The sequence below is a fragment of the Burkholderia metallica genome, assembly GCF_001718555.1.
GTDB lineage: Bacteria > Pseudomonadota > Gammaproteobacteria > Burkholderiales > Burkholderiaceae > Burkholderia > Burkholderia metallica.
On record NZ_CP013401.1, the window covers coordinates 2,662,858 to 2,689,450 of the forward strand.

At 68.6% G+C, this 26,593-nt stretch carries 17 protein-coding genes; 8 read left to right on the top strand and 9 right to left on the bottom strand.

Annotated features, from left to right (window positions below):
• Positions 1-23: 23 nt before the first annotated feature.
• Positions 24-1,775 (bottom strand): lipid A export permease/ATP-binding protein MsbA, encoded by a 1,752-nt coding sequence (gene msbA, locus WJ16_RS11995; RefSeq protein WP_069257233.1) that lies wholly within the window; start codon positions 1,773-1,775, stop codon positions 24-26.
• A 224-nt stretch (positions 1,776-1,999) separates the two neighbouring features.
• Here msbA and WJ16_RS12000 point away from each other — a divergent pair, with 224 nt between their 5' ends.
• The 3 genes from WJ16_RS12000 (at position 2,000) to WJ16_RS12010 (ending at position 5,104) form a co-directional block, all read left to right on the top strand.
• Positions 2,000-2,752, top strand: coding sequence for a glycosyltransferase family 2 protein (locus WJ16_RS12000; RefSeq protein ID WP_069257234.1), 753 nt, complete (start codon positions 2,000-2,002; stop codon positions 2,750-2,752).
• A 93-nt stretch (positions 2,753-2,845) separates the two neighbouring features.
• On the top strand, positions 2,846-3,688 hold the full coding sequence (locus tag WJ16_RS12005; protein ID WP_069257235.1) for a glycosyltransferase family 2 protein: 843 nt from the start codon (positions 2,846-2,848) through the stop codon (positions 3,686-3,688).
• A 135-nt stretch (positions 3,689-3,823) separates the two neighbouring features.
• Entirely contained in the window at positions 3,824-5,104 is a 1,281-nt protein-coding gene (locus WJ16_RS12010) for an O-antigen ligase family protein (RefSeq protein WP_069257236.1), read from the top strand.
• Positions 5,105-5,234: 130 nt separating this feature from the next.
• Here WJ16_RS12010 and WJ16_RS12015 read toward each other — a convergent pair whose 3' ends face one another.
• The 3 genes from WJ16_RS12015 to dnaE form a co-directional block, all read right to left on the bottom strand.
• Positions 5,235-6,413 (bottom strand): glycosyltransferase family 9 protein, encoded by a 1,179-nt coding sequence (locus WJ16_RS12015; RefSeq protein ID WP_069258041.1) that lies wholly within the window; start codon positions 6,411-6,413, stop codon positions 5,235-5,237.
• A 279-nt stretch (positions 6,414-6,692) separates the two neighbouring features.
• Positions 6,693-7,778 carry a glycosyltransferase family 9 protein gene (locus WJ16_RS12020; RefSeq protein ID WP_069257237.1) on the bottom strand — a complete coding sequence of 362 codons (1,086 nt, stop codon included), beginning with the start codon at positions 7,776-7,778 and terminating at the stop codon, positions 6,693-6,695.
• A 307-nt stretch (positions 7,779-8,085) separates the two neighbouring features.
• Entirely contained in the window at positions 8,086-11,619 is a 3,534-nt protein-coding gene (gene dnaE / locus WJ16_RS12025; protein ID WP_069257238.1) for a DNA polymerase III subunit alpha, read from the bottom strand.
• A 216-nt stretch (positions 11,620-11,835) separates the two neighbouring features.
• Between dnaE and WJ16_RS12030 the strand changes: the two genes are divergently transcribed.
• The gene (locus tag WJ16_RS12030) at positions 11,836-12,690 is read left to right on the top strand and encodes a sulfurtransferase (protein ID WP_069257239.1); all 855 of its coding nucleotides are present in this window, start codon (positions 11,836-11,838) and stop codon (positions 12,688-12,690) included.
• Between the two features lie 22 nt (positions 12,691-12,712).
• Positions 12,713-13,606: a tRNA glutamyl-Q(34) synthetase GluQRS gene (gluQRS, locus tag WJ16_RS12035; RefSeq protein WP_069257240.1), complete on the top strand. Its 894-nt coding sequence runs from the start codon at positions 12,713-12,715 to the stop codon at positions 13,604-13,606.
• A 184-nt stretch (positions 13,607-13,790) separates the two neighbouring features.
• Here the strand turns inward: gluQRS and WJ16_RS12040 are convergent, their stop codons facing one another.
• The 4 genes from WJ16_RS12040 to purT all read right to left on the bottom strand — a co-directional run bounded on the left by WJ16_RS12040 (position 13,791) and on the right by purT (position 17,672).
• On the bottom strand, positions 13,791-15,281 hold the full coding sequence (locus WJ16_RS12040) for a DEAD/DEAH box helicase (protein WP_069257241.1): 1,491 nt from the start codon (positions 15,279-15,281) through the stop codon (positions 13,791-13,793).
• 501 nt (positions 15,282-15,782) lie between these two features.
• On the bottom strand, positions 15,783-16,163 hold the full coding sequence (locus WJ16_RS12045; RefSeq protein WP_069257242.1) for an MliC family protein: 381 nt from the start codon (positions 16,161-16,163) through the stop codon (positions 15,783-15,785).
• Positions 16,164-16,247: 84 nt separating this feature from the next.
• Positions 16,248-16,433, bottom strand: coding sequence for a DUF6726 family protein (locus tag WJ16_RS12050; RefSeq protein ID WP_069257243.1), 186 nt, complete (start codon positions 16,431-16,433; stop codon positions 16,248-16,250).
• Between the two features lie 24 nt (positions 16,434-16,457).
• Positions 16,458-17,672, bottom strand: coding sequence for a formate-dependent phosphoribosylglycinamide formyltransferase (gene purT, locus WJ16_RS12055; RefSeq protein ID WP_069257244.1), 1,215 nt, complete (start codon positions 17,670-17,672; stop codon positions 16,458-16,460).
• A 213-nt stretch (positions 17,673-17,885) separates the two neighbouring features.
• Between purT and WJ16_RS12060 the strand changes: the two genes are divergently transcribed.
• Positions 17,886-18,431, top strand: coding sequence for an META domain-containing protein (locus tag WJ16_RS12060; protein ID WP_069257245.1), 546 nt, complete (start codon positions 17,886-17,888; stop codon positions 18,429-18,431).
• Positions 18,432-18,608: 177 nt separating this feature from the next.
• Entirely contained in the window at positions 18,609-23,237 is a 4,629-nt protein-coding gene (locus WJ16_RS35530; RefSeq protein ID WP_069257246.1) for a DNA translocase FtsK, read from the top strand.
• A gap of 102 nt (positions 23,238-23,339) precedes the next feature.
• Here the strand turns inward: WJ16_RS35530 and WJ16_RS12070 are convergent, their stop codons facing one another.
• A complete protein-coding gene (locus WJ16_RS12070) occupies positions 23,340-24,584 on the bottom strand; it encodes a lactonase family protein (RefSeq protein WP_157126760.1) in 1,245 nt (414 codons plus the stop codon).
• Positions 24,585-24,749: 165 nt separating this feature from the next.
• Here WJ16_RS12070 and WJ16_RS12075 point away from each other — a divergent pair, with 165 nt between their 5' ends.
• Positions 24,750-26,579, top strand: a complete 1,830-nt coding sequence (locus tag WJ16_RS12075; RefSeq protein WP_069257248.1) for a glycoside hydrolase family 15 protein — start codon at positions 24,750-24,752, stop codon at positions 26,577-26,579.
• Positions 26,580-26,593: the final 14 nt, after the last annotated feature.

Consider the following 26,593-nt stretch of genomic DNA (forward strand, 5'->3'; position numbering starts at 1 on the left):
ATCACCGCGCAGATGCCCCCTCGTTACGCCGCCTGCTGCTGGTACTGGATCCGGTGCAGGTGCGCGTAGAGGCCGCCGTGGCGCAGCAATTCGTCGTGACTGCCCTCTTCGACGATCTTGCCGGCCTCGAGCACGAGGATGCGGTCCGCACGCTCGATCGTCGACAGCCGGTGCGCGATCACAAGCGTCGTGCGGCCTTCCATCAGCCGTTCGAGCGCGGCCTGCACGTGGCGTTCCGATTCCGAATCGAGCGCCGACGTCGCTTCGTCGAGGATCAGGATCGGCGCGTCCTTGTAGATCGCGCGCGCGATCGCGAGCCGCTGGCGCTGGCCGCCGGACAACCGCATCCCGTTGCCGCCGACGAGTGTGTCGAGCCCGTCGGGCATCGCGGCAACCGCATCGGCGAGGTTCGCGGCCTCGAGCGCGGCCTGCACGCGTGCGCGGTCGGGCGTCTGGCCGTACGCGACGTTCGCGGCGATCGTGTCGTTGAACAGCACGACGTCCTGGCTGACCATCGCCATCTGGCTGCGCAGCGCATGGAGATCGTAGTCGGCAACCGGCACGCCGTCGACCAGGATCGCGCCGCCCGTCGGGTCGAAAAAGCGCGGCAGCAGGTTCACGAGCGTCGTCTTGCCGCTGCCGGACGGGCCCGCGAGCGCGATCATTTCACCGGGCGCGACCTTGAACGAGATCCGGTCGAGCGTCGGCCGTTCGGCCGCGCCGTAGTCGAACGACACGTTGCGGAACTCGATCTCGCCGCGCGCATGCGGCAGCAGCCGGCCGCCGCCCTGCGGCTCGGCCGGCTCGTCGATCAGCCCGAAGATCAGCTCGGCGGCCGTCATCCCGCGCTGCAGCGGCTGGTTGACGTCGATCAGGTGCTTGAGCGGCGAGATCACCAGCAGCATCGACGTGACGAACGCGACGAAGCCGCCGACCGTCGTCTGGTCGTTCGACGACTGCACGACCGCGATCGTGATCACGACCGCAAGCGCGATCGACGCGAGGAACTGCGTGAGCGGCTGCGCGAGGCCGCCGGAAATCGTCATGCGCATCGCATAGCCGCGCAGGCGCTTGCTCATCTGCGTGAAGCGGTCGGTCTCGTACGCTTCGCCGTTGTGCACCTTGACGACCTTGTAGCCGCCGACCGTCTCCTCGACGATGTACGACAGCTCGTTGGTCAGCGTCTGGTGTTCGCGGTTCAGGCGGCGCAGGCGGCGGTTGATCTTGCTGACGAGCCAGCCGATGCCCGGCAGGATCACCGCGACGATCAGCGTGAGCCGCCAGTTCAGGTAGAACAGGTAGCCGAGCAGGAAGATCACCGTCAGCGAATCGCGCACGAGCGTGACCATCACGCCCGTCAGCACCGACAGGATCTGGTTGACCTCGAACACGATCGCGTTGATCACCGTGCTCGCGGTTTCGCGCTGAAAGAACGACGCGCCCGTATGGATCATCCGCTGGAACATCTCGAGCCGCAGTTGCAGCAGGATGCGGTTCGACACGTAGTTGAGCAGGTAATTGGATGCGTACTGCGACACGCCGCGCACGAGCGCGAGGCCGATCACCGCGATCGGCACGTACCATTTCGCGCGGTCGCTGCCGTGCGCGCCGAAGCCGTGATCGAGAAGCGGCTTGAGCAGCGCCGGGATACCGGCCTCGGTGGCCGCGACGACGCCCATCGTCATCACGGCGAGCACGACGATGCCGATCAACGGCCGGATGTACGGCCACAGGCGCTTGAGGACCGTGACCGGCGAGGTGCCCGTGCCGTCCATCGGTTTGCGAAGAGTGTTCTGGGTTTCCAAGGCGATCCTTCTTGAGCCGCGAAGCGGCGCCCGGGCATGGCCGCCCGGGATTGCGCCCTTGTCGGGCGGGTGCCGAAAAGGGCTCAACATTATAGCCGCACCGCCCCCGCCGGCACGGTCATGACCGGTGCAGGCGGCGGCCGGGCCACGGGTATACTGCCGCTCACCGTTTTCTCCGCCTTTCCGACGATTTCATGGCTGAACCCACCCTCGGCGTCGCCCTCATCGCCCTCAACGCGTCCGCGCGGCTCGCGCAGTGCCTTGACGCGCTGTCGTTCGCCGACGACGTCGTCGTCATCGACGGCGGCAGCACCGACGATACCGTCGCGATCGCGCAGGCGCACGGCGCGCGCGTGATCGTCGAGCACGACTGGCCGGGCTTCGGCCCGCAGAAGAACCGCGCGCTCGACGCACTCGACACCGACTGGATCCTGTCCGTCGATACCGACGAAGTCGTTACCGCGGAACTCGCGCAGTCGATCCGCGACACGATCCGCACGCCGGCCGCGCAGGTTTATGCGGTCGACCGGCTGTCCAGCTTCTGCGGCCAATGGATTCATCACAGCGGCTGGTATCCGGACTGGATCCCGCGCCTGTTCCGGCGCGGCGCCGCGCGCTTCTCGGACGACCTCGTGCACGAGCGCCTCGTGTTCGACGGCGCCGCGCAGCGCCTGTCCGGCAAGCTGATGCACTATTCGTACGAGGATTTCGAAACGGTCGTGCGCAAGCTCGACGCGTATTCGACGGCCGGCGCGCGCCAGCGGCGCGCAGCCGGCCAGCGCGGCGGCTTCGGCAAGGCGCTCGTGCGCGGCGCGTGGGCGTTCGTGCGCACCTACCTGCTGCGGCGCGGCTTCCTCGACGGTCGCGCGGGCTTCATGATCGCCGTGTTCAACGCGGAAACCGTGTACTACCGTTTCCTGAAGCTCGGCCACGAACGGGCGCGCTGAGCGAGCCCACGGCACGCGGCCGGCCCGGCGTTACAATGCCGGGCTGCCCGCGCCGCGCGCCGCCCGCCACGACGACCACCGAATCCGACCGCCATGTTCTCCATCATCATTCCGACCTGGAACAACCTGCCGTACCTCAAGCTCGTCGTCGACAGCCTGCGCCGCCACTCCGCGTACGACCACCAGATCATCGTGCACGTGAACGACGGCTCGGACGGCACGCTTGACTGGGTGCGCAGCGAAGGCATCGAACACACCGCGTCGCCGACCAACATCGGCATCTGCCACGCGGTGAATTGGGCCGCCGCGCGCGCCACGCGCGACTACGTCGTCTACATGAACGACGACATGTTCTGCTGCCCCGGCTGGGACACGGCGCTCGTACGCCGCATCGAACAGATGCCGACCAACCTCTTCATGCTGTCGGGCACGATGGTCGAGCCGGTCGACACGCGTAACCCGTGCGTCGTGGTTAGCAATTTCGGCCGCGACGCCGAGCAGTTCGACGCGGCTGGCCTCGTCGCGGCGGCCCCGAAGCTCGTGCGCGCGGACTGGCTCGGCTCGACCTGGCCGCCGACGCTCGTGCACCGCGACTGGTGGAACCGGATCGGCGGCTACAGCAGCGAACTGTCGCCCGGCATGAGCAGCGACAACGACTTCTCGATGAAATTCTGGGATGCCGGCTGCCGGATCTTCGTCGGCGTCGGCGATAGCCTCGTCTACCACTTCCAGCAGAAGAGCACGGGCAAGATCGTCAAGAACGACGGCCGCCGCCAGTTCCTGAACAAATGGGGCATGACCCAGGCGACGTTCGACCGCTACTACCTGCATCGCGGCGAGCCGGTCGGTACGCAGATCGCGCTCGACACGCCGGTTGTAGAAGGTCGTCTCAAGCGTGCCCTGTTGCGCTCGCGGATCAAGCGCGCATTCAGCTGATCGGACCCCGAAAACCGCACGGAAACGCCCCCTGCTTCGCGTATACTCTGCGCCGTTCGTCCCGGATCTCCCGCCGGGGCGCGCGGCGCGCAGCACGCTGTCCGCAAGCCGCATTCGTTCATTCGACAGGTTCCGATGCTTTCGTTTTCCGCTCCCGCCTCGCGGCGCCTGACCGCCGCCCGTGCCTTTGCCGTCGCCGCACTCTGCATGGTGCCCGTCTCGACCGCGCTGACCAACGTGTTCTGCGGGCTGTTCGCCGCCGCGCTCGTGATTTCCCCCGAATTCTGGCGCGACCTGCGCTCGTTCGTCACCGACCCGGCTTCGCTCGCGGCGCTGCTGATCCTGGCCGCGCTGGCCGCGAGCGTCGCCTATACGGTCGCGCCGCACAACAAGGCGTGGAACTGGGTCGCCAAGTACGACAAGCTGCTGCTGCTGCCGTTCGCCGTGCTCGCGTTCCGTCATTCGAACTGGGCGCCGATCGTGCGGCGTTGCTGGTTCGGCACGCTGTGCGTGATCCTGCTGCTGTCGACCACCAATTATCTCGGCCTGACCGCGATCGGGCCCGCGCACGCCACCGAGCTGCCGCTGTCGCGCGCCTGGGTGTTCAAGAACCACATCGCCGCCGGCATGTTCGGCGCGCTGCTGTTCTACCAGGCGGCCGACCTTGCGCTCGCGGCCCGCACGGCGCTGTCGCGCGCCGCGTATGCGGGCGTCGCCGCGTGGTCGCTCGTCAACGTGTTCGTGATGCTGCAGGGACGCACCGGGCAGGTCATCGCGCTGCTGCTGATCCTCGTCGTCGCGGTGCGTTTCGTGCTGCTGCTGCGCCGCCAGTCGGCCCTGCGCGCGGGGCTCGCCGCCGGCGCATTCGCGCTGGCCGGCATCGCACTCGTGGTCGCCGCATGCACGGTCCACAACGGCCGGCTCGTGAAGGTCGTATCGGAAGTGCAGCAATATCGGCAGAGCGATGCGGTCACGTCCACCGGCCTGCGCCTCGAGTGGTACAAGAAGGGGCTCGAGCTGTATCGCCAGCGCCCGCTGATCGGTTACGGTGCGGGCGGCCTCGAGTCGGAGTTCGAGAAGCTGACGGCCGGCAAGACGGCAGCCGAAGGCCAGCTCACGTCGAACCCGCACAACGAATATCTGCTGATGGCCGTGCAACTCGGCACGCTGGGCCTCGCGCTGTTCGTCAATCTGATCGTGCAGATCGCGCGCGGCAGCCGCGCGCTCGATCCGCGCTCGCGGCACCTGCTGCTCGGCTGGCTCGCGATCTTTGCGATCGGCAGTCTCGCGAACTCCCTGCTGCTCGATTTCGCCGAAGGGCACCTGATCGTGCTGCTGGCCGGCATCCTGCTCGGCTGCGGCGCACGCTCCGAAGCACTGCCGCGCGAGACGTCTGCGATCCGCCGCAGCGCGTAACACGCCAGGGTCTGTGCTCCGCCGGCGGTCGCCTTCAGCCGCTGCGGACCGCACGCGCTTCGACGGAAACGGGTGGCTCGTCGCGGCGCCCGCCGCGCCCCACCTGCCGAAAACGCGCGGTTGCCGCGCGTCAGGCCGAGCCGGTGCGATGCAGTCGCGACGTATCGACGACGGCTTCGGCCGGCCCCTGCGGATTCAGTCCGAGCATCTCGGCCGCCGCGGCTTTCACGCGCTGCGCACCGAGATTGACGAGGCAGTCGCTGCGGCTGTCGACCTTGCGCTCGCAGCCTTCGTGCCGGCACGGCACGCAATCGCCCTCCCCCTGCAACAACCAGACGTTCCCGTGACGCCCCGAGCCGCGCAGCGGCCACGGATTCTCGGTGGCCGGCCAGTGCTGCGGCCACGGCCCCCAGCGCACGGGATCGGACGGCCCGAACAGCGCGATCGTGTCGGTGCCGGTCGCGGCCGCGACGTGTGTCGCGCCGGTGTCGGGCCCGATGAAGAGGCGCGCGCGCCGCACGAGTTCCGCACTTTCGCCGAACGTCAGGCGACCGACCAGGTTCAGCACGTCGCCGCCCGCTTCGGCCGCGATCTGCTCCGCATACTCGCGCTCGCTGTCGGCCGGCCCGCCCGACAGCGCGACCGCGAAGCCGTGCCCGCGCAGCCAGCCGATCATTTCGACCCAGCCGTCGAGCCGCCATTGCTTGTAACGGAACATCGGATACGGATGCAGGACGACCAGCGGCCTGCCGTCGCGGATCGCCGGCGACTCGGCGAGCCACGCATCGAAGCGCGCGCGCCGCGCCGGATCGTCGCCGATGCCGGGCGCGACGACCTCGGACACCGGCTCGATGCCGATCACGGGAGCGAGCGCGAGCGTGCTGACGACCGTATGCGCGGATTCGTGGTGATTGATCGCGATGCCGTTGAGCATCATTCGCGTGAGCCATGTCACGCGGTTCGGATCGACGAGGCCGACCCGCTTGCGGCCCGCAAACCAGCTGTAGAAACGCGGCCGGTCGGAGCTCAGCGCCGCGCACGCGAGATCATAGCGGCGCCACATCGACAGCGCGTCGCGCAGCCGCTCGCGGAATCCCGCACGTTGCGCGACGACGATCACGCGCCGCACGTCCGGATTGTGCTCGAGCACGCCCTCGGTGCCGCGAAACACCAGCATGTCGATCTGTGCATCCGGCCAGCGGGCCTTCAGCGAACGGACGAGCGGTGTCGTCAGCAGCACGTCGCCGATACGGCGCGGCGCGGCGACGAGAATGGTTTTGGGCGGGCGGGCGGAAGAAAACAGGGCCACGACGATGGGGGTATCCGGCTGGCTGAACAAGGCTGGCAATTTACAGGATTTTGCAGCAACCGGCGCGGCATCGCGAGTCGGCCGTGCGGGTGGACTGATGTGGCCCTGGGCGCGGGGGCATCGGTTTCCGGTTTTCCGTCGCCGTCCCCCCTTCCTCTCCCCCCGTGCACGATGCGCCGTGCGCCGCTCACAAATTACCGATCACCGGTCGCCACCAGTGCAGATGCAGGTGCAGGTGCCCAGCCGGTGCGGTACGCAATGCCTGCGACGCCCGTGAAATTAGGAAGCGACTGTCATGACCGCGGGCGCAGCGACAGCCGGCCGCGTACGCGCCGCGTCGGTCAGCGGCTCGTCGCGACGGATGGCCTGCGGCAGCAGGTGACGCACCGCCCGCTCGACCGCATCGACGCCGATCGCGTCGACGGTCGCGCCGGCGCGCAGGATCACGTGCGGCACACCGATCGGATGCCAGCGCAGGTATTTCTCGGGACGGTCCTCGAACAGCGCGGCGACCGGCACGCCGAGCGCCGACGCGAGATGCACGGGGGCGCTGTCGGCCGAGACGATCGCATCGAGCAGGCTCGCGGCAGCGACCAGCTCGGCGACCGACGACGGCGCCACATGACGCGCGCTCACGTCGCGCCACGCGTCGTCCTCGGGGGCATGGCCGATGGCCGGATCGCGGAACACGATGACGTCGGCGCGCGGCACAAGCCGCTCGGCGAGGTCGCGCCAGCGGTCCATCGGCCAGCGTCGCTCGGCCGCCTTGTTCGTCACGAACAAGCCGACGCGCGGCTTCGTGCGCGCGCCGAGCAGCCGATACCACGCGTCCTGCAGCGAACGGTCCGGATGAACCGACAACGCGAGGCGGTCGAGATCGGCGCGGCCGAGTTCGGGCACGAGCCGGAAACCTGACAGCGCCTCGTGGCACATCGGTCGCCGCGCGACGTGCTCGGGCTTGCGATCGTCGAATTCGGTCTCGGCATCGTGCCAGCGGCAGTCCTTCGCGCCGATCTGACGCGCGAACTGTATGCTGCTGCGATGCATGCCGCCGTTCGGCACGACCACGAGGTCGAACCGCAGGCGACGCAGGCGGCGCACGAGCCGCGCCCGGTCGAAAAATGCGCGCATCCGCCCGGGACGGTCGTTGCGCTCGCATTGGCGGCTGTACACGTAGGTGTGGATCACGTCCACGTCGGGGTTTCCGGCCAGCGCGGCCGCGTTGTAGCGGTTCGCGACCACATGCAGCTCCGCGTCGGGCCAGCGCGCCTTCAGCGCGCCGAGAAACGCCGTCGTGCAAAGCATGTCGCCCAGAAAATCAATCCGGATCACGAGGATCCGCTGCGTCGGGTTCCCATTGGCCATGGTCGTGTGGTGACTGTCAGTTTTTTATCGTCGCGACGGGCCATTCCCCGCTATCCGGTTCCGGGCCGGCCCTGTCGCATGTCGCCGCTCGCCGCACGGATACGCCCCCGTTCATGTGCGCGATCCGGGCGCCGCCCGCCCGGAAAAGACGATCGACACCGCGTGCGTGCGGCCAGCGCCGGATTGTATAGCGTCCCGATGACCCGCCCAAGACCCGCTTGGCGAGAAGATGAAAAAAGGCCCGTCGCACCGCACGATGGCGATGCGACGGGCCGCATGGCGCGACAGCCGTCCGGTGCGGGCGCGCTCAGTACGTGATTTCGACGACGCTGCCGTCGAACGCCGCGCGCAGCTCCGCGAGCAGCACGTCGCTCGGCTTCACGCGCCACGCGTCGCCGAGACGCATTTCACCTTGTGCCCGCGCGTTGCTGTAGTGCACCTGGACCGCGAGCCCGTTCGGCAGAGGCGCCTGCGGGCGGCGACCGCCGTCGCGCCCGCCGCCGCGCGGCGCGGGTGCTTCGACCATGTTCGCAGCCGCCGGATCGTCCTTCGACACGTGCGACTCGAGCACGCGGCGCAACACGGCCGCGTCGGCGTTGCCGTTCATCGTCAGCCGCACCGCCTGCGCATAGCGGCTGCGCGCGCGTTCGAGATCCATCACGGTATCGGCTGTGAAGCGGATGCCGCCCGTGAACGCATCGTTGCGTGCCTGCCCCTGCACGATCAGCAACTCGTCTTCCTTGAACAGCGCCTTGTTGGCCTCGAACTGCTCGTTGAAGATCGTGATTTCACACTGGCCCGTGCCATCGTCGAGCAGCGCGATCAGCATCTTGCCGCGCTGGGTCATCTGCGTACGCAGCGACGCGATGATGCCGGCCACGAGCTTGTCGCGCCCTTCCTTCAGGTCGCCGAGCTTCTGCCGCACGAAGCGGCGCACTTCGTCGCGATACGCGTCGAACAGGTGGCCGGACAGGTAGAAGCCGAGCGCGCCCTTTTCTTCCTGCAGGCGGCGCTTGTCGTCCCACGCGGGCTCGTCGACGAGCGCATGCGCGTGCGGCGACTCGGCGCCCATGTCGAACAGGCCGGCCTGCATCGCGTTCGCCTCGGCCTGGTCGGCCGCTTCCATCGCCAGCGGCACCGACGCGATCAACTGCGCGCGGTTCGGATTCAGCGAATCGAATGCGCCGGCGCGGATCAGCGCCTCGACCGTGCGGCGGTTGACGACGCGCCGGTCGATCCGCTCACAGAAGTCGAACAGGTCGGTGAACGCCTTCTCCTCGCGCGCACGCAGGATTTCCTCGATCGCATTCTGGCCGCTGCCCTTCACCGCGCCGAGGCCGTAGCGGATCGTGCGCGAGCGCTTGCCGTCGGCTTCGGCAACCGGCTCGAAGCGGTAATGCGACTGGTTGATGTCCGGCGGCAGCACGGTGAGATTGTTCATGACGCAATCGTCGAACAGGATTTTCACCTTGTCGGTGTCGTCCATCGCGAGCGTCATGTTGGCCGCCATGAATTCGGCCGGATGATGCGCCTTCAGCCACGCGGTGTAATACGCGAGCAGCGCATAGGCGGCCGCGTGCGACTTGTTGAAGCCGTAGCCCGCGAACTTCTCCATCAGGTCGAAGATCTCGTCCGACTTCTCGCGCGTGAGGCCGTTCTTCGCCGCACCCTCGGCGAAGATCTCGCGGTGCTTGACCATCTCCTCGGGCTTCTTCTTGCCCATCGCGCGACGCAGCAAGTCCGCGCCGCCGAGCGAGTAGCCGCCGATGATCTGCGCCATCTGCATCACCTGCTCCTGATAGACCATGATGCCGTAGGTCTCTTTCAGGACGGGTTCGACGCGCGGATCCGGATACTCGACCTTCTCGCGGCCGTGCTTCCGCGCGCAGAAGCTCGGAATCAGATCCATCGGGCCCGGACGATACAACGACACGAGCGCGATGATGTCCTCGAAGCGGTCGGGCTGCGCATCCTTCAGCATGCCCTGCATCCCGCGGCTTTCCAGCTGGAACACCGCGACCGTGTTGGCCTTCTTCAGAATCTGGAACGACGCGGGATCGTCGAGCGGCACCTGCGCGAGCGACCAGTCGGCCTTCGACGGATCGAGGCGGCGGATGAAGCGCTCGGCCCAGTCGAGGATCGTCAGCGTCGTCAGACCCAGAAAGTCGAACTTCACGAGGCCGACGGCTTCGACGTCGTCCTTGTCGTACTGGCTGACCACGCCGCCGTCGTCGCCCTGCGTGTACAGCGGGCAGAAATCGGTCAGCTTGCCCGGCGCGATCAGCACGCCGCCCGCGTGCATCCCGACGTTACGCGTGAGGCCCTCGACGCGCTGCGCGAGGTCGAGCAACTGATGCACTTCGTCCTCGTGGTCGTAGCGCTCCTGAAGCTGCGGCTCCTCCTTCATCGCGTCGGCGATCGTCACGTGCTTGCCCGGCTTGAACGGGATCAGCTTCGCGACGCCGTCGGTGAACATGTAGCCGAGGTCGAGCACGCGGCCGATGTCGCGCACGGCCGCCTTCGCGGCCATCGTGCCGAACGTCGCGATCTGCGACACGGCGTCCGCGCCGTACTTCTCCTTCACGTACTGGATCACGCGGTCGCGGCCGTGCTGGCAGAAGTCGATGTCGAAGTCGGGCATCGACACGCGTTCCGGGTTCAGGAAGCGCTCGAACAGCAGGTTGTAGCGCAGCGGATCCAGATCGGTGATGCCGAGCGCGTATGCGACCAGCGAACCGGCGCCCGAACCGCGGCCCGGGCCGACCGGCACGCCGTTGTTCTTCGCCCAGTTGATGAAGTCCGCGACGATCAGGAAGTAGCCCGGGAAACCCATCTTCGTGATGGTCCCGCACTCGAATTCGAGGCGCTTGTAGTACGTTTCGCGCTGCGCGTCGCGCTCCGCCTCGACCGGATACAGCTGCACGAGCCGGGTCTCGAGCCCTTCCTTCGACAGCTGGACCAGGTAGTCGTCGAGCGACATGCCGTCCGGCGTCGGGAACAGCGGCAGTTTCGGCTTGCCGAGCTCGAGCTTCAGGTTGCAGCGTTTCGCGATTTCGACCGTGTTCGCGATCGCCGACGGCAGGTCGGCGAACAGCGCGACCATGTCGTCCTGCGTGCGGAAATACTGATCGGTCGTGAAGCGCTTCTGGCGCCGCGGGTTCGCGAGGATGTCGCCTTCCGAGATACACACGCGCGCCTCGTGCGCGGTGAAATCGTCGCCAGTCATGAACTGCGTCGGATGCGTCGCGACGACCGGCAGCTTCAGCGCCGCGGCGAGCGTCGCGGCCTGCTGGATGTACGCCTCGGCGCCCGGCTGGCCATAACGCTGCAGCTCGATGTAGAAACCGCCCGGGAACACCTTCGCCCAGCGCTCGGCGTGCCGGCGCGCGGCTTCTTCGTTGCCCGCGGCCAGCGCAAGCCCGATGTCGCCCTGTTGTGCGCCCGACAGCGCGAGCAGCCCCTGCGCAAGCTCGCCTTCGAGCCAGCTCGCATCGAGTTCCGCACGGCCGCGGTACTGGTTCGTGAGCCACGCCTTCGACAGCAGCTCGCAGAGATTCAGGTAGCCGACCTTGTCCTTGACAAGCAGCAGCAGCCGCGACGGCTTGTCGCGGTCGTCGGGATTGGCGATCCAGACGTCGCAGCCGGCGATCGGCTTGACGCCCTTGCCGCGGGCTTCCTGGTAGAAACGGACGAGGCCGAATGCGTTGCCGAGATCGGTGAGCGCGAGCGCACCCTGACCGTCTGCGGCCGCTGCCTTGACGATGTCGTCAATGCGCACGATGCCGTCGGCAATCGAGAATTCGGAGTGAACGCGAAGATGGACGAAGCGAGGATCTGACATGGGCGCTATTGTAGCCGCCCCGCCGCGCAGGCTGCCCAAAAAATCCCCGCGCTGGCCATTCGGCCGATGGGCGCGACCGCACGTCGCGCGACCGGCCGAATGGCCGGGTGCCGGCTTGGGCGCCGTTTGCGGGATAATACGGTTTTTCGAATCAACGCCCCGGCTTCGCACCCTTTTTTGCGGGCCGCCGTGCGGTCGTTTTCCCGTCGGACCATCATGACCATCGTCAACCTCGCCGCCTACCACTTCGTGTCGCTCGACGCGATCGAGCAATGGCGCCCGCTCGTCACCGCCCGCTGCAACGAACTCGGCCTGCGCGGCACGATCCTGCTCGCGCCGGAAGGCATCAACCTGTTCGTCGCGGGCACGCGCGACGCTGCCGACGCGTTCATCGCGTACATCCGCCACGATCCGCTGTTCGAAGGCAAGTTCGCGTCGCTGCAGTTCAAGGAAAGCCTGTCCGACTCGCAGCCGTTCCGCCGCATGCTCGTGCGCCTGAAGCGCGAGATCATCACGATGAAGAAGCCGGCGATCAAGCCGGAGCTCGGCCGCGCGCCGTTCGTCGACGCACGCACGCTGAAGACGTGGCTCGACCGCGGCCACGACGACGCGGGCCGCCCGGTCGTGATGCTCGACACGCGCAACGCGTTCGAGGTGGACGTCGGCACGTTCGACGACGCGCTCGACTACCGGATCGACAAGTTCAGCGAATTCCCGGACGTGATCGACGCGAACCGCGCCGACCTCGAAGGCAAGACGGTCGTGTCGTTCTGCACGGGCGGCATCCGCTGCGAGAAAGCCGCGATCCACATGAAGGAAATCGGCATCGAGAACGTGTACCAGCTCGAAGGCGGGATCCTGAAGTATTTCGAGGAAGTCGGCGGCGCGCACTATCACGGCGACTGCTTCGTGTTCGACTACCGCACCGCGCTGAACCCGCAACTCCAGCCCACCGAAAACGTCACGTGTTTCGCGTGCCGCGCGGTCGTCACGCCGGAAGCGCAACAGTCGCCGAGCTACGTGCCCGGCAAGTCGTGCCCGGCCTGCGTACCGGCAGCCAGCGCCGCGTAAGCGCGCGTTGCCCCGCGCCCCGATGACCGCCTACCGCGGCCGCTTCGCGCCGTCGCCCACCGGCCCGCTGCATTTCGGCTCGCTGGTCGGCGCGCTCGCGAGCTGGCTCGATGCGCGTGCGCACGGCGGCACATGGCTCGTGCGCATCGAGGATCTCGACGGTCCGCGCACGGTACCCGGCGCGGCCGACGACATCCTCGCGACGCTCGCCCATTTCGGCATGACGCCCGACGAGCCGCCCGTCTGGCAAAGCACGCGCGATGCGGCCTATACGTGCGCGCTGGATCGGCTCGTCGCGACCGGGCTCGTCTATCCGTGCGGCTGCACGCGCAAGGAAATCGCCGATTCGCTGCGCGCCGCGCACGAGCGCCACACGACGCTCGCGTACCCGGGCACCTGCCGCACCGGCCTGCACGGCAAGCCCGCGCGCGCGTGGCGGCTGCGCGTGCCGGACGGCGACGACGCGATCGTCACGTTCGACGACCGTTGGCAGCACACGCAATCGCAGAATCTCGCGACCGAAGTCGGCGATTTCGTGCTCAAACGTGCGGACGGGCAATGGGCATATCAGCTCGCGGTCGTCGTCGACGATGCCGACACACGCGTCACGCATGTCGTGCGCGGCGCCGACCTGCTCGACTCCACCGCGCGCCAGATCCACCTGCAGCACTGCCTCGGCGTGCCGACGCCGCAATACCTGCATGTGCCCGTCGTCGTCGACGAAAACGGCGAAAAGCTCAGCAAGCAGACGGGCGCGACCGCGCTCGAACGCGACGATCCGCTGCCGGCGCTGCACGCCGCTGCCGCACATCTGGGCCTCGCGCCTGACGGCGCACCCGCCGCCACGACGCTCGATGCGTTCTACGCAGCCGCAACGGCCGCGTGGGCAGCGCGTTTCGGCCCTCAGGCCGGCTAACGCCCGCAGCGAGCGGATTGTGCGGCGATCGGCCGGCGGGCGGGCAGCGGCCGAGTGCCGCCTGCGTCGCTCACGACCCTATTCCCCATCCCGTCGCGCCCCCAATGAAAAACGGGCGCACGCTCGTCGCATGCACCCGTTTTTCCTGCAGCGCTCGCGCGCCGCACCGTCACGTCCGCCGGGCTTATGCCGACGGCTTGCGCGGCATCCCGAACCCGCCGAGCAGCGCGGCGACCTGACGCTTCGGCCCCTTCTTCTCGGGCTGCTGCGCAGGCTGCGCGTCGTCCTGCTGCTTCGCCGGCGCCGACGGCTCGTACGGCTTCAGGAAGAAATCGTCGACCGGCGCTTCGTGGCGACGGTGATGACCGCGCTCGGAGCCGCCCGACCGGCGCCCCGACGCACCGCGATGTTCGTCGCGATCGCGGCGGCCGCCGCGTTCGCCACTTCGTTCACTACCGCGCTCGCCGTTGCGATCGCCGCCGCGCTCGTCGTGACGGGCGCGCGCCGGCTTGTCGAGCGTGAGCGTCTGCATTTCGAGCGGACGCTTGATCAGCTTCTCGATATCGGCGAGCTGCTTGCGCTCGTTCGGGCTGCACAGCGACAGCGCGTCGCCCGTCGCCCCCGCGCGGCCGGTACGGCCGATCCGGTGCACGTAGTCTTCCGCGCTGAACGGCAGATCGAAGTTGATCACGGCCGGCAGCTCGGCGATGTCGAGGCCGCGCGCGGCCACGTCGGTCGCGACCAGCGCCTCGATCTCGCCGCGCTTGAACGCGTCGAGCGCCTGCATCCGCTCGAGCTGCGTCTTGTCGCCGTGAATCGCCGACGCGACCACACCGTCGCGCTCGAGATTGCGCGCCAGCCGGCTTGCGCCGATCTTGCTGTTGCAGAACACGATCACCTGCTTGAGCCCGCGATCGCGCAGCAACTGCACGACGGCTGCGTGCTTGTCGCCTTCGGCGACGTCGTAGACGATCTGCGTGACGTTCGCGTTCGTCGAGTTGCTGCGTGCGACTTCGATCGTCTGCGGGTTGCGCAGGTACGTCGACGCGAGCTTCTTGATTTCGCCGGAGAAAGTGGCCGAGAACAGCAGCGTCTGACGCTCCTTCGGCAGCAGGTTCAGGATGCGCTGCAGATCGGGCAGGAAGCCCATGTCGAGCATCCGGTCGGCTTCGTCGAGCACGAGGATCTGGACCTGGCCGAGATTCGCGGTCTTCTGCTGCACGTGGTCGAGCAGGCGGCCGGGCGTCGCGATCAGGATCTCGACGCCGCGGCGCAGTTCGGCCATCTGCGGGTTCATGTCGACGCCGCCGAACACGACCGCGCTGCGCAGCGGCGTGTGCTTCGCATACGCGTGCACATTCGCGGCGACCTGGTCGGCGAGTTCGCGGGTCGGCGTGAGAATCAGCGCACGCACCGGGTGGCGCGCCGGTGACGCGCTCGTGTTGGCCTGCGGCAGCAGGCGCTGGATGATCGGCAGCGAGAAGCTCGCGGTCTTGCCGGTGCCCGTTTGCGCGGCGCCCATGACGTCGCGGCCGGCGAGCACGACCGGAATGGCCTGCGCCTGGATCGGCGTCGGCGTCGTATAACCCTGCTCCGCAATGGCTTTCAGGATATCGGCGGCAAGGCCGAATTGATCGAAGGTTGCGTCGACGGGCTGGGCGACAGAATCGGACATGGTGGCGTTTCGCTCAAAAGGCGCGGCGGGGACATCGTGCGTCAGGCCGGCCGGGCCTGCGCTCATCACAATTCGGAAATAGACGGAGCCGCGGCGCGCCGCGCGGCGCCGCTCTGGCGCTTGGGACCGGTTCAATGCGAACGCTGGACGCCAGGCCGTGCGGACTCCGTTCGGCGCGAATGCCGGCGGAAAGGGCCGTATTGTAGCACTGCGCGGCCATGTGTCCGTGACAACGCCGCGAACGGACGCAACGGCGGTTCGCGCGGCGGGTCCGGGCAGGCCCGCGCGACCGGCGGACGGCCCGGTTGGACTATGCCGATCGGCTGGTGGGAAATTTCAGGGGTTCGATCCCGGGACTGCCCGCTTGCTGCCGCCCGCGCGTCCCGCGGACAGGGCCGGGAGCCGTTCACCGCCCCCGGCAGGCACGCCCCCGCGCGTTCTGCGACAGCTGGACGACAGTGTCGGCGAACTCGCAGCCGAGCGACAGCCTGAGCCAGACGCTCAGCCCTTCTTCTTTTTCTTCTCGACCTGGACGCAATCGCCCAGCAGCGGCGGCGAATTCTGGTCGGCGATCTCGTCGCGCAGCGTCGCCTCCTTGCCCTTCGTCCACCACGTATAGCGGCCGGCCTGGTAGCGCGCGCCCGACGCCGACACCGTATCGACGAACAGCATCTGCTTCCCGTTGACCGGCACGAGCGCGAAGCTCTGGCCATTGCCCGCGAGCCAGTACGACACCCGCACGGGCTGCTTCTGGTTCGCGCACTGGTAGACGGTGAACTGGCGCGAATCGGCGTCGATCTCTTCGACGGTCAGTTGCGCGGCATGCGCGACGGAAACGGCGGTGCCGGCAAGCGCGAGCGCGGCAAGGGTTTGGCGAATCATGCAGGTCCTCTCACGAGACGGGTGGAAACGCGCCCTCGCGGGGCGCGCAATTCGTTATTGTTGGCAATCGCGCGGGTGTCGCGCTCACGGATCGATGACGTCGGCACACGCGTCCGTCGGCGCGGCCGCGACATGGCCGACGAGCGGCACGATCTTGAGCCCGGCCGAGGCCACCCGGCACGGTGCGGCCGCGAGACCGCAACCCGCGAGACTCGCGACGAGCGCCAGCGCGGCGCCCAGCTTTCCGATACGCAGCCAGATCGGCGCCATCGTTTTCTCCAGATCCTGGTGAGGTCAGCGCGCCGACACGGGCCGGACGGCCGCCGCGGCGCGCCGCGCGCGTTCACGGGCTTCGTCGACGGTCGCGCCGGTCGCCAGTGCGACGCCCATGCGCCGCTTCGCGAAACTTTCCGGCTTGCCGAACAGGCGCAGGTCGGCGCCCGGCACCGCGAGCGCGTCGCGCACGCCTTCGAACGCGATCCCGCGCTCGTCGAGCCCGCCGTAGATCACGGCCGACGCGGCCGGCGTACCGAGCGCCGGATCGACCGGCAGCCCGAGAATCGCGCGGGCGTGCAGCTCGAATTCCGACTGGCGCTGCGACGCGAGCGTGACGAGCCCCGTATCGTGCGGCCGCGGGCTCACCTCGGAAAACCACACGTCGTCGCCGCGCACGAACAGCTCGACGCCGAACAGCCCGCGCCCGCCGAGCGCCTCGGTAACCTTGTGCGCGATTTCGCGCGACTTCTCGAGCGCCGCCGCACTCATCGGCTGCGGCTGCCACGACTCGACGTAGTCGCCCGCGACCTGCACGTGGCCGACCGGCTCGCAGAAATAGGTGCGCGTGGCATTCGTCGCCGGATCGATCGCACGCACGGTGAGCTGCGTGATCTCGTAGTCGAAATCGACGAAGCCTTCGACGATCACGCGGCCGTGGTTCACACGGCCGCCCGCCATCGCGTAGTCCCACGCCGGCTTAACGTCGGCTTCGGTCTTCACGACCGACTGCCCCTTGCCCGACGACGACATCACGGGCTTCACGACGCACGGCATGCCGATCTTCGCGACGGCCGCGCTAAACGCGTCGAACGAATCCGCGAACGCATACGGCGACGTCGGCAAGCCGAGCTCCTCGGCTGCCAGCCGGCGAATCCCTTCGCGGTTCATCGTGAGCTGCGTCGCGCGTGCGGTCGGGATCACCTCGGCAAGACCGGCCGCCTCGATCGCCGCGAGCGCGTCGGTCGCGATCGCCTCGATCTCGGGCACGATCAGGTGCGGCCGTTCGGCCTCGACGAGCGCGCGCAGCGCGGCGGCGTCCGTCATGTCGATCACGTGCGCGCGGTGCGCGACCTGATGGCCCGGTGCGTCCGGATAGCGGTCGACCGCGACGACTTCGACGCCGAGCCGCTGCAACGCAATGATGACTTCCTTGCCGAGTTCGCCGGCGCCGAGCAGCATGACGCGCGTGGCCGAAGGTGAGAGCGGCGTACCGAGCCGCTGACCGATCTGCATGTGATTACCCGCTTCTGGTGGAGGACGAAAACGGCTTCGATGTTAACACGCGCGACGACCCCGGTTTGACGCGTTTGCCCGCGCCGGCGCGCGGCCGCGGGCCGCCCGCGAGCGGCCTGCGAACGTTTTCACGCGCGAAGTGTCGGCTCGCCTGCCGCGGGGCGGGTGCGTTACTCTTACGCCTTGATCAGAATCCGATGAGGAACGAGGCTCATGTCCCACCTGTTCGCGGCCGCACGCGCACGCACCGGCCTGCTTCGCCCGTTGCGCGCGCCGCTCAGCGCGCTGACGCTTGCCACGCTTCTCGCCGCCTGCGCGATGCCGACCCACCCCGATTCCGCCGCCCCCGCGCCCGACCCGTACAACCCGGCCGCCGTCCAGCTGCTCGACGACACGAGCTGGGAACTCACCAGCTGGCTGAACGCCGACGGCACGCAGCGCGCAATCCCGCACGGCGACAACGGCGAGCCGATCAAGCTCGCGCTGTCGACCGATTCGGGCGTCCGGCGCGCCAGCGGGTTCTCGGGCTGCAACCGCTACATGGGCACCTACGCGATCAAGAACGGCCTGCTGAGCTTCGGGCCGCTCGCCGGCACGCGGATGGCCTGCCCGAATACGCTCGGCGGCCAGCTCGAAGCCGCTTACCTCGACGCACTCGCCCACATCGACAAGACCGGCGTGCAGATGCGCGAGCCGAAGCAGTTGCAGATCGTGACCGCTTCCGGCGCGACGCTGACCTTCACGCACCGGAGCCCCTGATGCAACGCGCGCGCGAAGGCCGACCGACCGCCTTCGCGCAGCGCGCCACGCGCGTGTACCGCGCACACGCGTCGCGCGGCGTGAATCGGATGCACGCCGCGTTAGAGTCTTGTTCGCCGGCCGGTTAAACTCGGCGGGTCGCGCCCCGCGCGCCCCTCCCCACTCCTGTTTCAAAGCATGCACACGGTTGTCTTCGGCTGGTTCGGCATCTCCGCCGTCTGGTTCCTCCTTCTCTTCTGGCGTCTCGTGCAGGCGATGCTGCCCGGCGGCGGCGGGCTCGCCGGCCGCGGCTCGATCCGCCTGTGGCTCGGCTTCGCCGCCGTGTTCGTCGCGAGTTGCACGCTCACGAGCCCGCTGTCGGGCCCCGACACGAACGCGCTCGGCCATGCGTTCTCGGCAGGCTTCGCCCGCGTGCTCGGCCCGATCGGCACGCCGGTCGCCATGGTCGTGCTGTTCTTCGCCGGCCTGCCCTGGCTGACCGGCATCGGCTGGCGGCAGTTCGCCGCGTGGGTCGACACGTCGTTCGGCGTCAAGCTGTCGCGCGACGGCGGTGACGACGATGCGCGCGGCATCGCCGACCTGCCGCGCAGCGCGCTGCATCGCGACGACGACATCGTCCAGCCGACCACCGCACATACCGTCAACTCGATGGCGCCGCGCCGGAACGGCCGGTACTCGCGTCCGACCCTGTGGAAACCCGACCCGCAGCCGCGGCCGAAGCCGCGTAGCAGCACGCCGCCGCGCCCCCACGTGGAACCCGTCGCGCCGTCGGGCTGGTTGAAGCCGACCGCGCCCCAGCGCATGCCGACGCCCCCCGCACCGATCCCCCCGGCCAGCGCGATGCCACCGCCGACGACCGGCAGCACCGCCAGCCTCGCGCGCGCGGCAGCGAACGCGCAAGTCCCGCGCCCCGATCCGGCCCCGCTTCCCGCCGGATTCGAACCCGTCCGCCCGCGGCCGACCGCCGTGCGGCCGACCACCGCCGCGTTGAAGCCGACCCCGCCCCGCACCACCGTCGCGCCGCGACCGGCCGCCGCGCAGCCGCCACGCGCGCCGGTGCGCCCCGCCGTGAGTGCCGGTTCGACCAGCCTGCCGCCGGATGCCGCACGTCGTCGTCCGGCGCCGCAAACGCCGGCGCGCGCGCCGCTCTATGCGTGGAATGAAAAGCCCGCCGCACCGATCACGCCAGCGCCGAGCGTGCACGACACACTGCGCTCGATCGAAGCCAGCACCGCGCAATGGGCGACGCTGGGCGGTGCGCAGTCGGCCGACGCAGCACACGCAACGGCCGCTGCCGCAACCGCGGCCGGTGTGGCCGCGGCGGCAGCCGGCAGTGCCGCGCCGGTATCGGCGGCCGTGTCGACCGGGATCGCGTCCGCGACCCACGGCCTCGCGGCGCATGACGCGCGTGTTCCGCCCGCGCAAGATGCAGCGCCGGCGGTTGGCGACAATGCACCGATCGTGCTCGACACGTTCATGCCGGCAGCGTCCGTTGCCCCGGCACCGGTTGGCGATGCGGGCACCGTGGCGTCCGACGACGTCACGCCGCATGCGCTGTCGAATACCGTCGTCGACGATGCCGCTTTCCCGCATCGCGCCGACGACGAGATGCGGCACATCGACGATGCCGCTGCCGCGCCGGCATCGGATCTCACGTCCGCACCGTCGTTCGACGCGCCCGTCGACCTCGCGCCGTGGGACGACCTCGCCAGCCAGCCGGTTTCCGCATTCGACGCATCCGCGTGGAACCCCGTCGCCGGGTCATCGATCGACGTGACGGGACCGGAACCGGCCAATGCAGCCGCTGCGCAACCCGACGCGATTCACGACAGCGTCGTGAGTCGCCCGCCTGCATCGCTCGATAACGACGACCAGTCCAACGCGCAACCGGCTCCCGCAATCGATCGCGCGATATTGGACCGTGAGCGGCACGGCATCGCCGAAGCGCACGCCGACGTGAAACCGATAGGAAACACCGTGCCGTTCGCAGCCCTCCCCTCTTCGGCGGGCGCCGACAGGACATCGCGCACGCATGCCGAAACCAGGCCGTTTGCGGCAGCCCCGGTAGCGGCTTCGTCGGGCTCGGCATCGGGCGCCGCCACGCCGGATACGGTGGAACGGCCGGCAATCGCTCAGGACGCCGCGCCAGCGGGATCGACGTGGACGCCATCGACCGCGCAACCTGCCACGACGAATACCGCCGTCGCAGCGGAACTGCCGAAATCGCCGGTCACGGCTCAACCGTTCGCCGCCGTGCAAACGGCTTCGGCTGCCGGTGCTTCGCCGCTTGCAGGCGCCGCCCAAGATTCGACCGCGCAAGCACCTGCATCCGCATCGAGCATGGCGCCTGTCACCGCTACGTCTTCTTCGGATGATGTGACCGGCGCTGTATCCGCTTCGCTTTCGCGACCGAACGCATCGATATCGACCGTCGCATCCGTCGCGCCGGCATCCCCCATCGGCGTATCCGGCGGTGCGTCGGCTTCGCTTTCGCAACCGGCGGCTTCGACACCGATCGCTGCATCTGTCGCGCCGGTGAACGTTGCGAGCACGACTTATGGCTCGCTCCCCCGCACCTCGACGTCGGCCCCGTCCGCCCCGTCCGTTACACTCGCCGTGACGCCGTCGACGGCCGGCACATCGGCTTCGCCCTCCGCTTCGACCGCGTCGGCAACCGCCGCGGCGACGCCCGTGCATGTCGTACCGGGCGCGATCACCGCACCGTCTTCCGCGCCCGCCTCGATGCTTCAAGTCAATCCGGCAACCTCATCGACAGGTACCGCATTCGGCACGTTTCGCACATTCGGCGCCACCGACGCCGCTGCATCGCAGCCGGCCGCGTCCGACTCGACGGCAACGTACTCCGGCGCAATCGCACCGACCGCCACAACCACGGCCGCGGCGACTCCGGCACAACCGGTCGCAGCGTCGCCCGTCACTCCAGCCGGCTCGCTGACATCCTTCGGCGCAACCGCAGCGACACAGCCCCCGTCGATCGCATCCGCCCCTGCGGCACTCGCGGCCACGACGTTCGCGTCCTCGGCCGCCACGGCCGCGTCGCCGGCAAGCGGGTTCGTACCGAACTTCTCCACGGCATCGGCAGCTCCGTCGACCGTCGCCCCGCTGCAACCAGCGGCATCGATCCCCGGCGCGAACCTGTCGGCCTCGACCGCGGTCACGTCCGCACCGACGACCCCGGTTGCGCTGCCGGACGCAGCACCGGCCACCGCGACGTCCATCCCGGACGCAACCGCCGCTGCGGCCCCCGCCACGCCCGCGATCCAGCCGCGTCCGAACGCGTTCGAATTCCACGCGCCCGCGTCGTTCAACGTCGAACTGCCGACGCTCGACCTGCTCGAGCCCGCGTCCGACGACATCGAAATGATCACCGACGAACACCTCGCGCAGACCGCGCAGGTAATCGAACAGCGGCTGCAGGAATTCAAGGTGCCGGTGACGGTGGTCGGCGCATCGGCCGGCCCGGTCATCACGCGCTTCGAGATCGAGCCCGCGCTCGGCGTGCGCGGCAGCCAGATCGTCGGGCTGATGAAGGACCTGTCGCGCGGCCTCGGCCTCACGTCGATCCGCGTCGTCGAGACGATTCCCGGCAAGACCTGCATGGGCCTCGAACTGCCGAACGCGAAGCGCCAGATGATCCGCCTGTCGGAAATCATCGAGTCGCGCCAGTACCAGCACTCGGCCTCCCAGCTGACGATCGCGATGGGCAAGGACATCACCGGCCATCCGGTCGTCACCGATCTCGCGAAGGCGCCGCACATGCTCGTCGCGGGCACCACCGGCTCGGGCAAGTCGGTCGCGATCAACGCGATGATCCTGTCGCTGCTGTACAAGGCGACGCCCGAGGACGTGCGGCTCATCATGATCGACCCGAAGATGCTGGAGCTGTCGGTCTACGAAGGCATCCCGCACCTGCTCGCGCCGGTCGTCACCGACATGAAGCTCGCGGCGAACGCACTGAACTGGTGCGTCGGAGAAATGGAGAAGCGCTACCGGCTGATGTCGGCCGTCGGCGTGCGCAATCTCGCGGGCTTCAACCAGAAGATCCGCGATGCGCAGGCGAAGGAAAAGAAGATCGGCAACCCGTTCTCGCTGACGCCAGAGGACCCCGAACCGCTGTCGACGCTGCCGCTGATCGTCGTCGTGATCGACGAGCTGGCCGACCTGATGATGGTCGCCGGCAAGAAGATCGAAGAGCTGATCGCGCGCCTCGCGCAGAAGGCGCGCGCGGCCGGCATCCACCTGATCCTCGCGACGCAGCGTCCGTCCGTCGACGTGATCACCGGTCTGATCAAGGCGAACATCCCGACGCGCGTCGCGTTCCAGGTGTCGTCGAAGATCGACTCGCGCACGATTCTCGATCAAATGGGCGCCGAATCGCTGCTCGGGATGGGCGACATGCTGTTCCTGCCGCCGGGCACCGGTTATCCGCAGCGCGTGCACGGCGCGTTCGTCGCCGACGAGGAAGTGCACCGGATCGTCGAGTACCTGAAGCAGTTCGGCGAGCCGCAGTACGAGGAAGGGATTCTCGACGGCCCGGCCGCCGACGGCGCGACGCAGGACCTGTTCGGCGATGCGCCGGACGCGGAGGCCGATCCGCTGTACGACGAAGCGGTCGCGTTCGTCGTGCGCACGCGGCGCGCATCGATCTCGTCGGTGCAGCGGCAGTTGCGCATCGGCTACAACCGCGCCGCGCGCCTCGTCGAGCAGATGGAAGCGGCCGGGCTCGTGTCGTCGATGGGCATCAACGGCAGCCGCGAGGTGCTCGTGCCGGCCGCGGCCGACTGAGTGCGGCGGCCCGGGCGGCCGCCGTCAACCGGCACGGGCGCACCGGGAAACCGGCCGCCGCGTAAAACAACGGGGTGCTGCATCGGCAGCACCCTTTTTCGTTTACTGCACCGGCACCAGCTTGAAATCGACCGGCTTGCCGACCGCCACCTTCTGCGGATTCGGGCCGAGCTGCCCGGTTTCGACATTGCGGCTGAACACGTAGAACGTATCGCTGTCCTGGTTGCCGACGATCAGCCATTTGCCCGTCGGGTCGATCAGGAACTCGCGCGGCGTCTTGCCCAGGCTCGACTGGCGGCCGACCTGCTTCAACCGGCCGTCGGCCTGGTTCACCGCATAGATCACGAGGTCGTTCGCGTCACCGCGGTTGCTCACGTACAGGAAGCGGCCGTCCGGCGACAAATGGATCGCGCCGCCGCCGACCTTGCCCTTGAAGCCCGGCGCGCTCATCGGCAGCGTCTCGATCGGCGTCAGCTTGCCGTCGTGGTAGCCGAACACCTCGACCGACGCGTTGAGCTCGCTCGTCACGTACGCGTACCGGCCGTCGGCGCTGAACACCAGGTGGCGCGGGCCCGAGCCGGCCTTCACCGGCGTGTAGCGCGTGTCGGTCGGGCCGATCAGCCCGCGGCTGCCGTCCACCGTGTAGCGGTAGCCGTAGATCTTGTCCGCGCCGAGATCCTGCACGAACAGGTAATGGCCGTCCGGCGAAAACACCGTCGAATGCACGTGCGCGCCGTCCTGGCGGCCCTTCACGGGCCCCGTGCCTTCGTGGTGCACGCTCAGCACGGCCTGGCCGACCGCGCCGTCCTCGCGCAGCGGAAACACCGCGAAACTGCCGCCCGGATCCTTCGCGACCGAGTAGTTGGCCGTCACGAGGTACTTGCCGTCCGGCGACAGCGCGAGATAGCAAGGATCGTTCCCTTCCGACGACACGCGGTCGATGAAGCTCAGCGCGCCCGTCTTCGCGTCGAAGCTAAACGCGCTGATGCCGCCGCGCTGCGTCGCCGGCCCGTCGTCGCCGGGCAGTTCGTTGACCGCGTAGACGGTGCGACCGTCGCGGCTCGGCAACAGGTAGGACGGATTGACCGTCTTCGCCGACGACACCGATGCGACGCTGCCGGTTTTAGTATCGAAGCGGTAAACATAGATGCCGTCGCTGCCTCCGCCCGTATAGGTGCCGACGAGCAGGTTGTAGACGCCGTCGGCCGGCGCGGACGATTGCTGCGCAAATGCATGGGTCGCGGACAACGAAAGCACGATCGCGAAACCTTTCATCCAGTGAGCGAGCCTAAGCGGGAACCCTCGTGTCGAAGCGCGTGCGTCACGCTCGCGTAAACGGTTGGGCATTGAATCCTCCTTGCGTCGAGTCGCTTCAAGTGTTGAGATAGGACGAAACGCCGGCTGTTCATGCGCTCCGCCGCCCGGCCGAGTATACGGGGCGCGACGCCAGCGCGTGAAGCCTGGACACCGCCGTCCGCATTGTGAACTCGAATACCCAAGGATCGCCTGCCCATGCCTGCCCTGATCGAAGACTACGCCCTCGTCGGCGACGGCCACACTGCCGCGCTGATTGCAAAAGACGGCTCCGTCGACTGGCTGTGCTGGCCCCGCTTCGATTCGGGCGCCTGCTTCGCGGCGCTTCTCGGCACCCCCGAGCACGGCCGCTGGCTGCTCGCACCGGCCGCCGACGCCGCGATCACGCACACGACCCGCCGCTATCGCGGCGACACGCTGATTCTCGAAACCGACTACGAAAGCGCCGACGGCGCCGTCACCGTGATCGACTTCATGCCGCCCGGCAATGGCTGGTCCGAACTGGTCCGGATCGTCGTCGGCCGCCACGGCACGATGAAGATGCGCATGGAGCTCGTGTTGCGCTTCGACTACGGCTTCTCGATCCCGTGGGTCACGCAGCTGAGCCGCGAGGACGGCATGAAGGCGATTGCGGGCCCCGACACCGTCGTGCTGCGCACACCGGTGCCGCTCACCGGCAAGAACCTCCATACGCTCGCGGAATTCACGGTGAGCGCCGACGAGCGCGTGCCGTTCTCGCTCGGCTATGCGGCGTCGCACCTGCGGCTGCCGCCCGCGCGCGATCCGCTGTCGATGCTCGCGCGCACCGAGAACTACTGGCTCGAATGGTCGGGCCGCTGTCAGGTGCAGGGCCGCTACGCGGCCGCGGTGCGCCGTTCGCTGATCACGCTGAAGGCGCTCGCTTACGAGCCGACCGGCGGCATCGTCGCGGCGCCGACCACGTCGCTGCCCGAGAAGATCGGCGGGAACCGCAACTGGGACTACCGCTACTGCTGGCTGCGCGACGCGACGATCACGCTGCTCGCGCTGATGCGCGGCGGCTATTACGACGAGGCGCGCGCGTGGCGCACGTGGCTCGGCCGCGTGATGGCAGGCTCGCCCGAACAGATCCAGATCATGTACGGGATCGCCGGCGAACGCCGGCTGCCGGAAATGGAGCTCGACTGGCTGCCCGGCTACCAGGATTCGAAGCCGGTGCGGGTCGGCAACGGCGCCGCGAACCAGCTTCAGCTCGACGTGTTCGGCGAGGTGATGGCCGCGCTGCACCTCGCGCGCGTGGGCGGCCTGCAGGCGGACGACACGGTCTGGTCGGTGCAGTGCGCGCTGCTCGACCATCTCGAGAAGATCTGGCAGGAACCCGACGAAGGCATCTGGGAAACGCGCGGCGGCCGCCGCCATTTCACGTTCTCGAAGGTGATGGCGTGGGTCGCGTTCGACCGCGCGATCAAGTCGGCGGAAATGTTCCGGCTGCCCGGCTCGCTCGACCGCTGGCGCGCGCTGCGCGACCGGATCCACGCCGACGTCTGCAGCAACGCGTGGCACGAAGGCAAGCAGGCGTTCGCGCAGAGCTACGGCAGCGACGAGCTCGACGCGAGCGTGCTGCTGATGCCGCTGCTCGGCTTCCTGCCGCCGGAAGACCCGCGCATCGTCGGCACGGTCGACGCGATCGAGCGGGAATTGCTGCACGACGGGCTCGTGATGCGCTACCGCACGACCGAGTACGACGACGGCCTGCCGCCCGGCGAAGGCACGTTTCTCGCGTGCAGCTTCTGGCTGGTCGACAACTACGCGCTGCTGGGCCGGATCGACGACGCGCACCGCCTGTTCAGCCGGCTGCTAGCACTGTCGAACGACCTCGGATTGCTCGCGGAAGAGTACGACCCGGTAGCCGGGCGGCTCGTCGGCAACTTCCCGCAGGCGTTCTCCCACGTGGCGCTGGTGCATACCGCGATGAACCTGATGCACCACGAAGACGCGATGGCGCGCGCAGCCGGCCAGCCCGCGCCGGCCGTCGCGACAGGCCGCTGAGCGGGGCGCGAGCG

Excerpts from the sequence above, each read along its gene's own strand:
- msbA (WP_069257233.1), bottom strand. The coding sequence starts at position 1,775 with ATGGACGGCACGGGCACCTCGCCGGTCACGGTCCTCAAGCGCCTGTGG.
- WJ16_RS12000 (WP_069257234.1), top strand. The coding sequence starts at position 2,000 with ATGGCTGAACCCACCCTCGGCGTCGCCCTCATCGCCCTCAACGCGTCC.
- WJ16_RS12005 (WP_069257235.1), top strand. The coding sequence starts at position 2,846 with ATGTTCTCCATCATCATTCCGACCTGGAACAACCTGCCGTACCTCAAG.
- WJ16_RS12010 (WP_069257236.1), top strand. The coding sequence starts at position 3,824 with ATGCTTTCGTTTTCCGCTCCCGCCTCGCGGCGCCTGACCGCCGCCCGT.
- WJ16_RS12020 (WP_069257237.1), bottom strand. The coding sequence starts at position 7,778 with ATGGCCAATGGGAACCCGACGCAGCGGATCCTCGTGATCCGGATTGAT.
- dnaE (WP_069257238.1), bottom strand. The coding sequence starts at position 11,619 with ATGTCAGATCCTCGCTTCGTCCATCTTCGCGTTCACTCCGAATTCTCG.
- WJ16_RS12030 (WP_069257239.1), top strand. The coding sequence starts at position 11,836 with ATGACCATCGTCAACCTCGCCGCCTACCACTTCGTGTCGCTCGACGCG.
- gluQRS (WP_069257240.1), top strand. The coding sequence starts at position 12,713 with ATGACCGCCTACCGCGGCCGCTTCGCGCCGTCGCCCACCGGCCCGCTG.
- WJ16_RS12040 (WP_069257241.1), bottom strand. The coding sequence starts at position 15,281 with ATGTCCGATTCTGTCGCCCAGCCCGTCGACGCAACCTTCGATCAATTC.
- WJ16_RS12045 (WP_069257242.1), bottom strand. The coding sequence starts at position 16,163 with ATGATTCGCCAAACCCTTGCCGCGCTCGCGCTTGCCGGCACCGCCGTT.
- WJ16_RS12050 (WP_069257243.1), bottom strand. The coding sequence starts at position 16,433 with ATGGCGCCGATCTGGCTGCGTATCGGAAAGCTGGGCGCCGCGCTGGCG.
- purT (WP_069257244.1), bottom strand. The coding sequence starts at position 17,672 with ATGCAGATCGGTCAGCGGCTCGGTACGCCGCTCTCACCTTCGGCCACG.
- WJ16_RS12060 (WP_069257245.1), top strand. The coding sequence starts at position 17,886 with ATGTCCCACCTGTTCGCGGCCGCACGCGCACGCACCGGCCTGCTTCGC.
- WJ16_RS35530 (WP_069257246.1), top strand. The coding sequence starts at position 18,609 with ATGCACACGGTTGTCTTCGGCTGGTTCGGCATCTCCGCCGTCTGGTTC.
- WJ16_RS12070 (WP_157126760.1), bottom strand. The coding sequence starts at position 24,584 with ATGCCCAACCGTTTACGCGAGCGTGACGCACGCGCTTCGACACGAGGG.
- WJ16_RS12075 (WP_069257248.1), top strand. The coding sequence starts at position 24,750 with ATGCCTGCCCTGATCGAAGACTACGCCCTCGTCGGCGACGGCCACACT.